This window comes from Nostoc sp. DedSLP03, assembly GCF_034530815.1.
In the GTDB taxonomy this organism is placed as follows: Bacteria; Cyanobacteriota; Cyanobacteriia; order Cyanobacteriales; family Nostocaceae; genus Nostoc.
In genome coordinates this window covers 1-16,187 of the sequence record NZ_JAVRCK010000050.1, presented here as the reverse complement: position 1 = coordinate 16,187, position 16,187 = coordinate 1, and the positions used below count along the sequence as shown (strand labels likewise).

At 41.1% G+C, this 16,187-nt stretch carries 8 protein-coding genes; all 8 read left to right on the top strand.

Annotation, left to right across the window (positions count from 1 at the left end):
* Positions 1-20 precede the first annotated feature (20 nt).
* Positions 21-2,147 (top strand): patatin-like phospholipase family protein, encoded by a 2,127-nt coding sequence (locus RM368_RS22700; RefSeq protein WP_322696127.1) that lies wholly within the window; start codon positions 21-23, stop codon positions 2,145-2,147.
* Between the two features lie 282 nt (positions 2,148-2,429).
* Positions 2,430-2,825, top strand: coding sequence for a hypothetical protein (locus RM368_RS22695; protein WP_322696126.1), 396 nt, complete (start codon positions 2,430-2,432; stop codon positions 2,823-2,825).
* Positions 2,826-3,090: 265 nt separating this feature from the next.
* The gene (locus RM368_RS22690; RefSeq protein WP_322696125.1) at positions 3,091-7,323 is read left to right on the top strand and encodes an SDR family NAD(P)-dependent oxidoreductase; all 4,233 of its coding nucleotides are present in this window, start codon (positions 3,091-3,093) and stop codon (positions 7,321-7,323) included.
* On the top strand, positions 7,324-12,219 hold the full coding sequence (locus RM368_RS22685) for a non-ribosomal peptide synthetase (RefSeq protein ID WP_322696124.1): 4,896 nt from the start codon (positions 7,324-7,326) through the stop codon (positions 12,217-12,219).
* A 138-nt stretch (positions 12,220-12,357) separates the two neighbouring features.
* Positions 12,358-12,966 carry a LysR family transcriptional regulator gene (locus RM368_RS22680; protein ID WP_322696123.1) on the top strand — a complete coding sequence of 203 codons (609 nt, stop codon included), beginning with the start codon at positions 12,358-12,360 and terminating at the stop codon, positions 12,964-12,966.
* A complete protein-coding gene (locus RM368_RS22675; protein WP_322696122.1) occupies positions 12,959-13,645 on the top strand; it encodes a cupin domain-containing protein in 687 nt (228 codons plus the stop codon). Before RM368_RS22680 ends, RM368_RS22675 begins: the two co-directional genes overlap by 8 nt.
* 13 nt (positions 13,646-13,658) lie before the next feature.
* Complete coding sequence (locus RM368_RS22670) at positions 13,659-14,453, top strand: SDR family oxidoreductase (protein WP_322696121.1); 795 nt, start codon at positions 13,659-13,661, stop codon at positions 14,451-14,453.
* A gap of 231 nt (positions 14,454-14,684) precedes the next feature.
* A partial coding sequence (locus RM368_RS22665; RefSeq protein ID WP_322696120.1) for a condensation domain-containing protein occupies positions 14,685-16,187 on the top strand: 1,503 nt, incomplete at its 3' end.

The window sequence follows — 16,187 nt, the reverse complement described above, 5'->3', positions numbered from 1 at the left end:
TATTTGGAGATTAAAATATCGTGACAACCCAGGTATATAGCCAATCAGTTATAACATTTGATGGTCAAGATGATTATATAAATTTTGGCAGGAATGATATTGGTGGTGTTTTTGCTGAGGGGAGTTCAGCCTTTACGATTTCTGGATGGATTAATCCTCAAGAACTAAAAAATCAAGCCACTACATACGGAACGCACAATGTTTTTTTTGCCCGTTCCTCAGACCGATATAGTGATAACTTTGAGTTTGGCATCAATGAATCAGGAAACCTAGATATATATATTGATGAGAAGGTTGAGAAGGTTATCAAAACCTTTGGTAATGGAGAATTAACTGTCGGACAATGGCACTTCTTTGCTATTGTTTTTAATCGGGGTCAACTGACTATACACCTTGATGAGCATGAGTATTTTGGCTATTTGACAGGTGACTCTTTAAACAAAGCAACTAGTCCTGTAACTCTGGGCGCGACTTTACACAACAGTATATATTTCACAGGTCAATTAGCTAACATTAGCGTCTGGAATTACCCTTGTCCGCCAGTAGAAATCCAAACACACCGCTCTGGGCCTCTAGTCGGGAATGAACAAGGATTAGTCGCTTATTGGATCTTAAACGAAGGAGAAGGAACCACCGTAAAAGACCAGACTGAAAATACTCATAATGGAACTTTGCATGGTAATCCCAGTTGGGGTTTAGCAGAAATTCCATTTGGAATTACCCAATCATCGAACCAGAGCCAGACAACAAGCAATTCCCCAGAAGAGAACCAGTCAGTTGCAGAGGTTTTCTCCACTGAACTAACTGCTGTTGGCCAAGCTGACTTGCAGCAATCCATTGAGGTTTCCCCAGATGTAGAAAACGCCGTTCTTGTAACTCCCTCTCCCGCAGCCTCGACTAGAGGAAAGGGAAAAAAAGGGGCAAAGAAGCAGAGTGAAAATACCAACATTCAAACTTCCCAGCCAAAGCAGGAGGAGAAAATCGAAATAGCTCAAGCAACTGAAAGTCAAGTTATAGCCGATATCCAACAGCCCAAAAAACCACAAAAATTAACTCAGGAGCGATCGCAAAAAACTATGATTACTACAGCCAATCCTAGATATAAAATTCTTTCCATTGATGGAGGCGGTATTCGAGGCATTATCCCAGCGATAATATTAGCAGAAATTGAAAAGCGCACAAAAAAACCGATTTTTAGTTTATTCGACTTAATTGCAGGCACTTCAACCGGAGGAATTCTGGCACTAGGATTGACTAAACCTCAATTAAGTTTAGATCCATCTATACCTGAAAGTGAGCCACAAGCTCAGTACAGTGCCGAACAGATGGTCAAATTATATGTCGAATATGGGGCTGAGATATTTTACGAGCCATTTTTTGAACATCTGCTCGGCCCTCTTGAAGATATGTTTAGTCAGCCCAAATATGCGTCTGATGGCAGAGAGGAAATTATCAACAAATATTTTGGTAATAGCCCTCTAGAAAATAATCTTAAAGAAGTTTTTGTCACTAGCTACGATATCGAACAGCGAATTCCGATATTCTTTACCAACAAAATCGAAAAACAACAGATAGAATCTAAAAAGTTTCGGAAGGTGAGTGTCGGTTTTACACTCAAAGATGCGGCAATGGCAACTAGTGCGACACCTACTTATTTTCCTCCCTATCGAGTTGCGACTTCCCATAATCCTAGTGGCTTCTATAATTTAGTAGATGGAGGATTGGTTGCTAATAATCCAGCAAGCTTGGCGATTACAGAAGCGAAAATCAGTAGACAAGCTCAAAGAACAGCGCTACATACCAACGATATCTTATTAGTTTCCTTGGGTACAGGTTCCCTGACGAGTGTCTACAAGTATAACGATGTCAAAAATTGGGGACAATTGCAATGGGTAAAACCTCTTTTAAACATTGTTCTGGACGGTGGTAGTGAAGTTGTAGCTGGAGAATTAGAACACTTATTTGAGTCTACTGAAAAAGAAATCAGAGGCTCTTATTATAGATTTCAAACATTCCTCACAGGTGAGTTAGAAGACATAGATAATGTCAAATCAGAAAATATTCGTCAGCTACAAACTATAGCCCATCGATTGATTACAGAAAGAAGTCAACAAATCGATGAGTTATGTAGTATTTTGTCAGCCTAAAAAAGAGGCAGGGGAGCAGGGAGCAGGGAGCAGGGGGACAAGGGAGACAAGGGAGACAAGGAGATAAAAAAAACTCATAACTCATAACTCCTAATTTTTGTACAGACGCGATTAATCGCGTCTCTACTTCTAACTCCTAACTCAGCACTCAGCACTCAGTTTTGTAAAAGTAAAAATTAGTCACCATCTCGATTAAGTACTAAGCTAGCAAGTAAGGGTGAATAAATTCTATTACCCTTAATCAAGATTTAACCAAGAATGTAAGGATTTGAGGTAATTCCAATGGATGAAGTCGTTAAAAAAATCGCTGCTTTGGGTCTTCCTGGCATACTTCTGGTAATTGCAATTTCTGCAACAGGTATGGCGGGTGGTTACGGCGTTGTAGCTGCCCTGGCGGGGTTGGGAGGCCCGCTTGGCATCATCGGCGGTCTAGGTGTGCTTGGTTTGACAACACTTGTAGGAGAGGCTATAGCGGGATTTGGAATTGAAGCAGTTCTCAAGAATATTTATGTAGAACGTCGCAAAACCGAATCTGTGAGATATCTCCTCAAAGAAATTAAAGATTTACCCATTACAGAGGATCTAAAACTCAAACTAAAAAATGAACTGAACCCAACAATCACTGATAATTTTGAAGAGGTTCAGCCGCCAAAGACAATTGAAATCGTCGAGGAATAATTTTCCTGTTACATTTGTTGAGACTGCCAACAAAATGTTACTAAATTAAGTGCGATCGCGCTTAATTGCTCTCAAATAATAAAATGGCCTCTGAGTCCGATTTATACCGGATTAAACACTCAAAGGCCATTATTCAAAATAATGCAATGCCGCATGAAAGTATATTTAAATAGGAAGAAATTAAAACCTAAAAACTTATTCTGCACTAATTCATTCAATTTATAGTTTTTAACCACCACTTATAACAGTATGGGTTGATAATCAAATGAATTTTTCAGAAAAAAAAAGTTTAAGTTTGGAGAAAATACAGCAAATCAAAACTGATTTTGAATTAGTTTTATTGGAGAAAACTTCAATAAACGAATGTACAGTAATTGTTAAGAAAATATCTTCTATAGAAGTCATACTATATATTGTTTCAAGCTCAAATGTTTTGCTAGAAGAAATTCGCTTTTATCTTCAAGATATATGCGATGAAGCATTACTACCAAGAGCTATTGTATCAGTGTCCAATCTACCTTTAACTGCCACAGGAGAGGTAGACGAATTAGCTTTGAGTAATATTCCTGTTATTGATGAAAGTTTAATAGAGCAAGTAGAAAAGGAACTTAATTCTCATTATAAAATCGAACAGGCAGTGGTAGTGATACAGGAGTTGAGAAAGCAGATCCCCTCACTCCATTTGTCAGATTTGCTCCCAGATTGGCAAAACAAAAATGCGATCGCAAACTTTTCCCCAATCCTCAAAGACTCTCAGCCCAATACACAACAATATTTCTCAGAACTAAAACCATTTGCCATCAGCCACGGTGGTATTCTCCCGAACGATCGCAATGCACCTATTACCTTACCGGAAGTTTTGCAAAGAACTGCTCAACAGGCTACAGGTGAGGGTATTATTTACCTGTTGCCCGATGGCACAGAACTACGCCAATCCTACACTGAGTTACTTGAAATTGCCGAGCGAATTCTTACCGGTTTGAGAAAGTTGGGACTCAAGCCAAAAAACAAAGTCATATTGCAGATGGAACTTAGCTGTGACATTATTCCAGCTTTTTGGGGCTGCATATTGGGAGGCTTTGTACCTGCGATCGTGGAAGTGTCACCAACTTATAGAGAATCAAACAAGGTGGTGGATAAGCTTTGTCATATTTGGCAGTTCTTAGATAGTCCAGTTATCTTAACTACAGAAGCTCTCAAACAAGAAGTAGAATTACTATCGCAATGGCTACCAGAAGAACGCCTAAAAATAGACACGATTGAAGCATTAAAAGACAACATTGCCAGCAAACAATATCACGAAAGTCAACCAAATGAAGTAGCTCTTTTTAACTTAACTTCTGGCAGTACAGGAATCCCAAAATGCGTTCAATTGACTCATCAAAATCTCATTGCTCGCGCCAGAGGGGCTAACCAACTTAATCAACACGCGCCAGAAGATGTAATTTTGAATTGGCTGCCGTTCGATCACATTGGCAGCATTTCTGACTGGCATATTCGTGGTGTAGAAATCGGTTGTACCCTAGTTTATGCCCAAAAAGAATATATCTTAGGTCGCATCCTCAACTGGTTGGATTTAATCCATAAATACCGGATTACTCATAGCTGGGCCCCCAACTTTGCTTACGCCATAGTTAATAACTCTCTCAAACAAGAACCAGAACAAAACTGGAACTTATCTTGCGTAAAATTTCTCCTAACAGCTGGTGAAGCAGTATCTAGTAAAGCTGTGGAGGATTTTCAAGAAAATTTAGTTACTTACGGACTCAAAGCAACGGCAATTAAACCAGCTTTTGGGATGGCAGAGATGGGTTCAGGGATTACATATTATCAGCCGCACCAAGAAGCACCTTTGTTGTTCCATAGGATAGACAAATCTAGATTGCAAAGTACTATTAAACGAGTAGAAATAGACCATCCAAATCATCATATTTTTACTGATTTAGGTTCAGTTATTCCTGGAATTACCATTCGCATAGTAGATAATAACAACTCTGTATTAAGAGAAGACACCATAGGTCGTTTGCAAGTCAAAGGTGATGCAGTTTCTCCAGGATATTACAACAACTACGATGCCAACAGTCAATCATTTTTAAAAGACGGCTGGTTTGATACTGGAGATTTAGGATTTATTGCCAACGGACAATTGGTGGTTACTGGTCGCGCCAAAGAAACCATTATCATCAATGGAGCTAACTACTACAGTCATGAAATTGAAGCAGTAGTTGAAGAAATTGGCGCAATTGAAGTGTCCTACACCGCCGCTTGTGCAGTCTGCGATGCTGATGGTGCAACAGAGAAACTAGCTATTTTCTTCAATTCGCCAATTACAGAAGACCAAAAACTATTAGAACTACTAACTAAAATTCGGCAGACAGTCGTCAGTAAAATCGGGTTGAATCCTGATTATTTAATTTTATTACCTAAAGAAGATATACCCAAAACTGTTATTGGTAAAATTCAGCGATCGCAACTTCGCGATCGCTTTGGTGCAGGTGAGTTTAACCATATTATCAAACAAGTTGATATCGTACTAAATAATACTAATACTATTCCTGACTGGTTTTATCAAAAAGTCTGGCGGCGAAAGCAAGCCAAACTTATAAAAGCTTTACCTCAAGGTTGTCTAACTATAGTCTTCCTCGACGAGTTAGGATTGGGGACATTTGTTTGTCAGCAACTAGAACAGCAAAACCTGCCATATCTGTGTGTTTCACCCGGTTCTGATTTTGCTAAAAAAGGTTCCCATCACTTCTTTTTAACTCCTGAAAATGCAGAGCATTATCAGTTATTGCTTGACACCATAAAAGCAGAAAACCAGACCATTGGCCAGATTCTCCATCTGTGGAATTATCAAGAGTATGGCGGAGAAATCACAAGCCTAGCAGCTCTAGAAAAAGCGCAAGAACAGGGAATTTACAGTTTATTATTTCTTATCCAAGCCCTAGCAAAAACTCAAAGTTTACCAGATTTACAGTTATTGTTTGTTTCTAGCTACACCCAGTATACGCAAGAAACAGACAAGATTGCTTATGAAAAATCTCCAGTTCTCGGTGTCATTAAAACTATTCCTCAAGAAATACCCTGGTTAAATTGCCGTCACATAGATTTGACACCAAATTCAATACAGGCAGATGGTAACTATGTTTTACAAGAACTCCAGGTTTTATCCAAAGACCAAGAGATTGCTTACCGAGATGGACAGCGTTTAATTGCAGGTTTAGAAAAAGTTAATCTGCAAGGAAAAGCAAAGCAAGAACTTCCCTTGAAAGTGGGGGGAATGTATCTGATAAGTGGTGGGCTTGGAGGCGTTGCAGTTGAAATTGCTAAATATCTAATTAAGTTTTTTAATGCCAAATTATTATTAGTAGGTCGGACTCGTTTACCAAATGTCTCATTAGAAAAAGTCAAGGTTTATCAGGAATTAAAGCAGCTTGGTTCCGTGGTTTATGAAGCAGTGGATATCTGCGACTTTCAAGCCGTGCAACAAGTGGTGGAAAAAGCCAAGGCTAACTGGGGATGTCAACTGGATGGCGTAATTCATCTGGCGGGAACTTATCACGAACAAATGCTAGTGAATGAAACACCACAGAGTTTATCTGCAATTTTGCAACCCAAAGTGTTAGGGACTTGGGTGCTACATCAGGTACTTAAGAAGCAAGGACAGGGGGTTTTCATTAGCTTTTCGTCTTTAGCAAGTTTCTTTGGTGGAGCAACAATTTCTGCTTATGCTGCTGCTAACAATTTTTTGGAAAGCTTTAATCAATATCAACGTTCTGTTAGCAGGTTGCACAGCTATTGCTTTGCTTGGACAAATTGGCGTGATATAGGAATCAATAAAGGTTATCAGAGGCAAGAAATCACCCGCGCTCAAGGCTATTATGAGATGAGTTTGCAACAAGGATTATATTCCTTTTTGGCTGGTTTATATCACGACCAAGCCCAACTAATAGTCGGTTTAGATGGCAGCAATCCCAAAATTCGGCGTTTCACCTCTGAGTTTCCAGGTTTAGAGAAATTAACTGCTTATTTCACTACGAGTAACGGTTCTACCGTACCAGATTTATCAGATTTGACGGTGCGCGATCGCTTCGGAACAACCGTTAACTGTGACTTCGTGCAACTATCCCAAATGCCTCTCACCGCTAATGGTGAAATCAATCGAGACTTATTAGCTAGAGGTATAACTCAAAGAGCGATCGCTCCCCGAAACGAAACGGAACGGCAAATTGCTCAAATCTGGCAAGAAATTTTAAAAATACCCCAGATTAGTATTTACGACAACTTCTTTCAACTAGGAGGAAATTCTTTGCTAGCCTTCCAAGTCATTTCTCGGTTGCGCGAGGCTTTTTCGGTTGAATTGTCGCCAAATCGTTTTTTTGCATCCCCAACTGTAGCTGGTTTGGGAGAAAGTCTTGAGGCGCTGCTAACTGTCGTCAGCAAGTGGAATGTAGCTATTGATGACGCAGAAGAAGAATATGAGGGAGGCGTATTATAAATGACGACAATAGAATTTGTATCTTATTTAAATAGTTTAGGTATAAAAATTTGGTTGGAAGGCGACCAGTTAAACTATCGCGCTCCCAAGCAAGTGATGAACCCAGACCTGAAAAACCAACTGCTAGAGCGAAAATCAGAAATCCTGGCTTTTCTAGAAGAAGCTAAAACTGCAACAGACTCCTCCTTTGAGCCAATACCATCTATACAGCGTTCTGAGGAGTTGCCCTTATCCTTTGCCCAGCAGAGGATGTGGTTTCTCTATCAATTAGAGAGCCAAAGCCCATTTTATAATGAGAGTTGCCAGCTACGCCTTCAAGGTGTACTCAACACAGAAGCTCTTGAGCAGAGTATCAACGAAATCATCCGTCGTCACGAAATTCTGCGAACAACATTTCCAGCAGTAGATGGAAAACCCTTACAGGTCATCTCTCCCAGCTTGACAATCACTATGCCAGTTCTAGACTTGCAAGGTTTAGAAGCATCAGAGCTACAACAGATTGTCACAAAAGAAGCTCGCCAACCTTTTGATTTAAGTAACAACCCTTTGCTACGGGTTACTTTACTGCGGCTGGGGTCAGAGTCCTATGTACTGGTGTTGACTATGCACCACATCATCACAGATGGCTGGTCAATGGGGATATTCATCCAAGAGTTGTCCACCCTCTACCGAGCTTTTACTCTTGGTTCTCCTTTGCTCCTTTCTGAGTTGCCCATCCAGTATGCTGATTTTGCAGTTTGGCAGCGACAGTGGTTAACAGAGTCAGTTCAAAAACAACAACTGAATTACTGGAAGCAACAGTTAACTGGTGCTACACCTTTATTAGAACTACCCACAGACAAACCGCGTCCCCCCGTTCAGACTTTTTGTGGTGCTACCAAAGAATTTCAAATTGACCAGAATTTGAGCAAGCAAATCAAAATTTTCAGCCAACAGTCAGGAGCTACCTTATTTCATACCCTACTGGCGGCTTTCGTAGTTTTAATGTTTCGTTACAGCGGTCAGGATGATATCTGCATCGGTAGCGCGATCGCCAACCGCAACCGCAAAGATATAGAACCATTGATTGGCTTTTTTGTCAATACATTGGTACTGCGTCACCGGATTGAGGGAAATCCCAGTTTCTCTGAGTTTCTCTCTCAAGTGCGACAAGTTGCAACCTCTGCTTACACTCACCAAGATGTTCCTTTTGAACAAGTAGTAGAAGCGTTGCAACCAGAACGTTCTCTTAGCTACAATCCCCTTTTTCAGGTGATGTTTGTCTTAGAGAATTTCTCGTTAGATACATTAGAGTTGCCTAATCTTACCTTGACTCCCCAACTGGTAAAAAGGGAGACATCTCAGTTTGATTTGAGCTTGGCAGTTTGGCAGACAAAAGCGGGATTGATGGGTTCGTGGGAATATAACAGCGATCTCTTTGAGCCAGATACCATTGCGAGGATGACAAGTCATTTCCAGACTTTGTTAGCAGCGATTATTGCTAATCCCAATCAACCTATTGCTGAGTTACCACTATTGAGTGAGTGCGAACGTCATCAGTTGCTAGTGGAATGGAATGATACTTATACGCCTTATCCTCAGAGCAAATGCATCCATCAGTTATTTGAAGAGCAGGTTGAAAAAACACCAAATGCATTAGCTGTAGTCTATGAGGACGAGTCTCTGACATACCAACAGTTGAACCTCCGCGCCAATCAATTAGCGCATTATCTGCAATCTTTAGGTGTTGGTGCAGAAGTATTGGTAGGAATTTGTGTTGAGCGATCGCCTTTAATGATAGTAGGATTGCTGGGCATTCTCAAGGCTGGTGGGGCTTATGTACCGCTTGACCCGGCGTATCCTCAAGAGCGGTTGGCGTTTATGCTAGAAGATGCCCAAGTTAAAGTACTGTTGACCCAGGAAAGCTTGGTCGCAACGCTACCGTCACATCAAGCGCAGGTGATTTGTCTGGATAGCGACACAGCAATCTTCAGCAGCAGTGTAGAGAATTTACTCCATACAGCGACAATTGACAATCTGGCTTATGTGATTTACACTTCCGGTTCCACTGGCAAACCCAAAGGAGTGCAAATTGAACATCGACGATTGTTAAATCTCGTCTTTTGGCATCAACAAGCTTTTGCAGTGTCGCCCCTTGACCGAGCAACACAAATTGCGGGAGTCGCATTTGACGCTTGTGGTTGGGAAATCTGGCCTTATCTGACTGCTGGAGCTAGCATTCACTTTCCCAATGATGAAACCCGGCTTTACCCTGAGCAACTACGAGACTGGTTGTTGTCAAAGGCAATAACCATTAGTTTCTTACCGACACCAATGGTCGAGAAAATTCTATCATTAAATTGGCCGGCGAATGCTGCTTTGCGGACTTTGCTCACAGGTGGGGATCAACTTCATCAATATCCTTCGGCTGCTCATCCCTTTGACGTGGTGAATAATTACGGGCCAACAGAGAATACTGTAGTTGCAACCTCTGGTACTGTTCCTAAAAGACAACAAGACTATATACCACCTGCGATTGGGCGGGCGATCGCTAATACCCAAGTTTATATACTCGATTCCCTGTTGCAGCCTGTACCCATTGGTGTGACTGGAGAATTGTACATCGGTGGTGAAAGCTTGGCACGGGGTTATCTCCACCGTCCCGACCTGACGGCTGAAAGATTCATTACTAACCCTTTCCAAAAAGGCAGAGGGGCAGGGGAGCAGGGAGCAGGGAGCAGGGGGACAATTCAGCACTCAGCACTTTTATATAAAACAGGCGATTTGGTTCGCTACCAAGCCGATGGCAATATAGAATTCTTGGGTCGCATTGATAACCAAGTTAAAATTCGTGGCTTTCGCATTGAACTTTCCGAAATTGAGGCGGCTTTGACTCAACACCCACAGGTACGCGATGCTGTTGTGCTTGCCAGAGAAGATAAACCTAGTATTAAAAGTTTGGCAGCATATATCATCCCAGAATTGACACAGCCAACCAGTAATGAGTTACGCCTGTTTCTCAAGTCAAAGCTTCCCAGTTACATGATACCTGCATCCTTCACAGTTCTAGAAGCTTTGCCGATTACCCCAAACGGCAAAGTAGATCGTCGTGCATTACCAGTACCAGAGTTCGAGTTCGATGAATCAACTGGCTTTGTCTCTCCCTACACCCACACTCAAGAAGTCTTAGCAAAGATTTGGCGGGATGTTTTAGTACTAAAACAAGTCGGTATCCACGACAATTTCTTTGAATTGGGCGGAGATTCCATCATTAGTATGCAAATTATCGCTAAAGCTAATCAAGCCGGACTCAAGTTGACTCCGAAACAACTTTTTCAACACCAAACAATTGCTGAATTAGCTGCTGTTGCTGGTACAATTAACTTGGTTCAATCAGAACAAAGTTTAGTTACAGGGGTTGTCCCTCTAACACCGATTCAGCACTGGTTCTTTGAGCAAAATCTGCCGGAACCTCATCACTTTAACCAATCCTTTCTGCTAGAAGTTCCCGCAAATTTGCAACCGGAATTATTAAAGCAGGCACTACAAAAGTTACTGTACCATCACGATGCTTTACGCCTGCGGTTTGTGCAGCAGGAGGGGCAATGGCAGCAGTACAACAGTGATGTGAGCGATGGCGTATCGTTGGGTATTGCAGATTTGTCCTATCTGCCCCAAGCAGAACAGTTAAGGACAATTGAAGCAAGGGCAGACGAAGCACAAAGAACGCTGAACTTAGCAGATGGGCCGCTAATGCGGGTCGTTCTGTTTCAATTAGGCAATTCTCCCGGACGTTTACTCATCGTCATCCATCACTTGGTTGTCGATGGGATCTCGTGGCGGATTTTACTAGAAGACTTATCTGAGGCATACAAACAATTAGAAGTTGGCAAAAGTATCCAACTACCTGCAAAAACCATATCCTTTAAAGATTGGGCAATGCGATTGCAGGATTATGCCCGCACTCAAGAATACTCACAGCTAGATTACTGGCTGGACTCAATGCAGTTCCCAATTGCTCCTTTACCGTTGGATTATGCTGCTGTTGCCCAAGATAATACTGTAGCTTCCAGTCGGATTGTATCTGTATACCTGAGTGTAGAACAGACTCGCGCTCTATTACAGGATGTCCCTGGAGCTTACAATACTCAAATTAACGATGTGCTGCTGACAGCGTTAGTGCAAACTTTCACTCGTTGGACAGGTTCTTACTCCTTATTGATTGACTTAGAAGGTCATGGACGAGAGGACTTGTTTGAGGATGTGGACTTGTCTCGTACTGTAGGCTGGTTTACTACTATATTCCCCGTGCTGTTAAAACTTGAGGATCGTTTCGATCCCGGAGAGGTTCTCAAGTCGGTAAAAGAGCAACTGCGACGTATTCCCAACCGGGGTATTGATTATGGCATCTGGCGCTATCTTAGCCTGGATGAGAGCGATCGCAGTGAAAAAGCTCTTGAGCAGGGAGCGGGGAGCAGGGGAGCAGGGGAGCATACTTCGACTGCGCTCAGTAACCGGGGGAGCAGGGGAGAAAAACTATCTATACAAGTCCTACCCCGAGCTGAGGTGAGCTTTAACTACTTGGGTCAATTTGACCAAACGCAGTTAGCAACCCTTGGCTGGAAATATGCTCAAGAGTCTAGCGGTTCAATTCACAGCCCTAAAGGACAGCGCCATCATTTGTTAACTGTAAATGGATTAGTCGTTGAAGGAAGGCTGAAACTGGAATGGCAATATAGCGAGCATTTCCATAGCTGGGCCACTGTAGAAAATCTGGCTAATGAGTATATAGAAGCTTTAGAAGCTATTATTGTCCACTGTTTATCCCCAGAGGCCGGTGGTTATACTCCTTCAGATTTCCCGGAAGTTGAGTTTAGCCAAGAAGCTTTGGACGAACTGCTAGCAGAAATTCAATGAAGTAGTCCACATCTAGAAATCCGGTTTCTGTTTTAACAAGGTTTTCTGTAAATCAACTAAGTTTCAGGAGGTTATTTATAACTAAGCTGCCAATAACTCGTTACCAAAAAAGATCGTTGTGAGTACTCAGGAAAAACTATGCTGGAATTTCAGATTGAATTTAAACCTCGTATCCCTCCTGCCAAAAATTTAGTTATAGGTACTTTAGGGCCTAGTGCTACTAGTAGCGATTATGCTTCCCAGTACATAACTAATCAACTGCTCTCAAAACAATTTACTGTATCAACTCAGTTGTTTGATAGTTTTACAGATGTTAGAGAAGCTTTGCTGCAAGACAAGGTGGATTTGGCTTTAGTTCCTCATGCTTACGACCGTATTAATGAGTTTTATATGGAGCCAAGTTTTGAGCTAGGCTTCATTTTTATATATCCTACTCCAGTTTATGGATTGGCTAAGAAAAAAAATACAGAGGTAGTTTTCAACGGATCTAGAATTGTTACTCATCCTGCTCCGTTACCTCTGTTAAGAGAACTCTTGCCAGATTCTCAAGATCGAACACAAATACAAGTGGATTTGTCTCCTTCTACCAGCGATTCAGCAATTCAAGTAATGCAGGGTTTAGCTGATTTGGCTATTACTAATGAGAATGCTGTTAAAGCCTACGATTTAGAGTTTATTTCAACCTACGGAAATATCCAGATGAGTTGGTCAATTTTTCAGAAAAAATTAGCAGAAAATAATGTCTAAATATTTTCCTCAGCCAAAAATCATCAAAATTAATTCTGATGTTGAGTTAATCGCATTTCAATGTCAAGACACAGTTGTGCAATTAGCTTCTATTCCCCCAGGAGCTATTTTTGAATTGCATCGACATCCCGAAAGCCAAATTGGAATGCAAATTGCGGGACGTTTGGAATTTAACCTCAACGGTACTAAAGAAATTCTGGAGCCATTCGAGCAAGTTTATGTAGCTGGTTCTAATGTTCTTCATGGTTCTATCAACCCTTTCTCAGAAATAGCGTTAGCGTTTGATGTGAAACGCATCACAAATTCTGAGGAAGCTGAGGAGGCTATTCTGAAAGTTACATCAACTCAAGATGAAGTTACAAGTTTTGAGTGTAAGTCTGTTGTTGGTTCTTGGTTTAAGATTATTATCACTCAAATTCCTCCCAAAGGAATAATCCCAATTCGCCAATCGGCTGATGAAATAATGGGAATAGTCCTGAATGATAAATTGACGATCGCAGTTGCAGAACAACAGCAACAGGTAGAATATGGTAGTGTTTATTATGTTCCTGCTGATGTTGTTTATGGAGGATATAATTCTTCTGATGAAACAGTATCTTTGATTGAACTTGTGATTAAACCTCGCTCTCATTTTTCGCTGAAAGATAGTTTTTCTAAGACAGCGCTAACTACTTCCTAAAGGAATATTCATCATGGATTTAGGATTAACACAAAAAGTAGCTTTAGTGACCGGAGCAAGTGCTGGCATAGGTTATAGCGTTGCCCAAAAGCTGGCAGCAGAAGGTTGTCAGTTAATAATTTGTGGGAGAAATTCTGAGCGGTTAGAACAAGCTTATCAAGGTTTGATTGATTCTCAAGCAAAAATTGTCCCGATTTCTGCTGATGTGCAAAATCCAAGTGATTCTCAAAACTTAGTCCAAGAAGCTCTCAACCAATTTGGCAAAATTGATATATTAGTCAATAATTCAGAAGGGGCTAGTTTTTCTAATGAAGCAGTAGAAAATCTATCTGATGAAGATTGGTTGTCTGTCTTTGAAGGCAAGTTAATGGGCTATATTCGCATGACGAATTTAGTGCTACCGACGATGAAAAGTCAGCAATGGGGGCGCATTATCAATATTGTTGGGACATCAGGGAAAGAACCTTCTAGTCGTCTTGTTAAATCGGGAGTGGCGAATGCTGGATTAATCAATTTTACTAAAACTGTTGCTTCGCAAGTTGCTAAGTGGAATGTTTTAATTACCTGTGTAAATCCTGGTCTGATTGATACTCCAAGGCATAGAGAATATTTAGAAGTATTTGCCGAACAGGAAGGTCGAACGGTTGATTCAATCATTGAAGGAACGAATAAGATGATTCCTCTTGGTCGTCGCGGTTTTTCTAGTGAGGTTGCTAATTTGGTGGCTTTTCTAGCGTCAGAATGTGCTAGTTATATTACAGGTGTTACTATTCCGGTAGATGGCGGATTGTCAACGTCTGCTTTTTAATAAATTTGGTAAGTTTTTAGGTTATATAAGTTCTATTTGATTTATGAAAATTACTTTTTGTAAACGAACCGCAGAAGCCCAGAGGTTATTAATACATTGCTAATAAAATTGGGCAAACCTTTGCGTACCTTTGCGCTTGACTCTGCGCTCCTCTGCGTTAAAAAACATTGGTTTTATACCTCGCTTAAATGAAAATCGCAATAACATAATTAATATCATCTTTAAAAAACAATGGTAGTTGTACAAAAAAAAAGTTCTAGTAAAGATATTGAATCTATTTATCCCCTTTCACCTACGCAGGAGGGAATACTCTTTCATACTCTCTATGAGCCGGAATCAACAATATATTTTGAGCAGTTTAAATTAACTATTCATGGCAATTTAGATTCAGGTATATTTGAACGAGCTTGGCAACTTTTAGTAGAGCGACATTCTGCTTTGCGGACTCTTTTTGTTTGGAAGAATCGCAAACAAGCAGTTCAGGTGGTGCGTAAACAAGTGAATTTGCCTTGGTCTAATTTAGACTGGCGAATGTTTCCTCAGCAGGAGCAAGAAATCCGGCTCAATTCTTTTTTAGATTCAGATAGAAAACAAGGTTTTGAACTTGACAAAGCTCCATTAATGCGCTTTGTTTTAATTCGCGTAGCTGATGAAACTTATGAGTTTATCTGGAGTTTTCATCACCTATTAGTTGATGGCTGGAGTTGGCCGATTATCTTCAAAGAATTGTTTGCTTTATATGAATCAATTCAGAACGGTCAACAGTTATATTTAGCTCCCAGTCGTCCTTACCGAGATTATATTAATTGGTTGCAACAGCAAGATTTGGCTGGAGCGAAGGCTTTCTGGCAACAAAATCTTGAGGGGTTTACTGCACCTACGCCTTTGATAGTTGAACGATCGCTAAAACAGAGTTCTCACCAACAGCAAAATATTGAGGTGCGATCGCAACATCTATCAGCCGAGACGACAACTACCTTAAAATCTTTTGCCCAGCAACATCATCTGACACTTGCCACCTTGGTACAAGCAGCTTGGGGGCTGTTACTAAGTCGCTATAGTGGCGAGTCTGACGTAGTTTTTGGCACTACTGTATTTGGTCGCCCACCTACTTTATCTGGTGTGGAGTCGATGGTGGGATTGTTCATTAATACATTACCCGCACGGGTGAAAATCCCGGATACAACCGATTTGTTAACCTGGCTGCGGTTGTTGCAACAAGAGTACACCGAACGGGAGCAGTATTCATACACTCCACTGGTAGATATTCAAGGCGTAAGTGAAGTTCCTCGCACTCAACTTTTGTTTGAAAGCCTGGTTGTATTTGAAAACTATCCTGTAAATGTAACGTTGCAACAACTTCCTGGAAACTTAAGCATTGGGGAACTACAAGACAGAGGACAAACCAATTATCCTCTCACATTGCTGGCAATTCCTGGCGAGGAAATGACCGTAAAAATTTACTACGATCGCGATCGCTTTGATATAGATATTATTGATCGCATGGCTGGCCATTTCCTCACTTTGTTGCAGGGAATTACCGCCAATCCTCATCGCACCCCAGGCGAGTTACCGCTACTAACTTCAGCAGAACAAGATTTGCTTTTGGTACAGTGGAATGCTACCTCAGCAGCGCATCCCATCAATCGTTGCATCCATCAATTATTTGAGGAGCAAGTTGAAAAAACACCCCAAGCCTTGGCGGTGGTATATGAAAACCAAAGTTTGACTTAT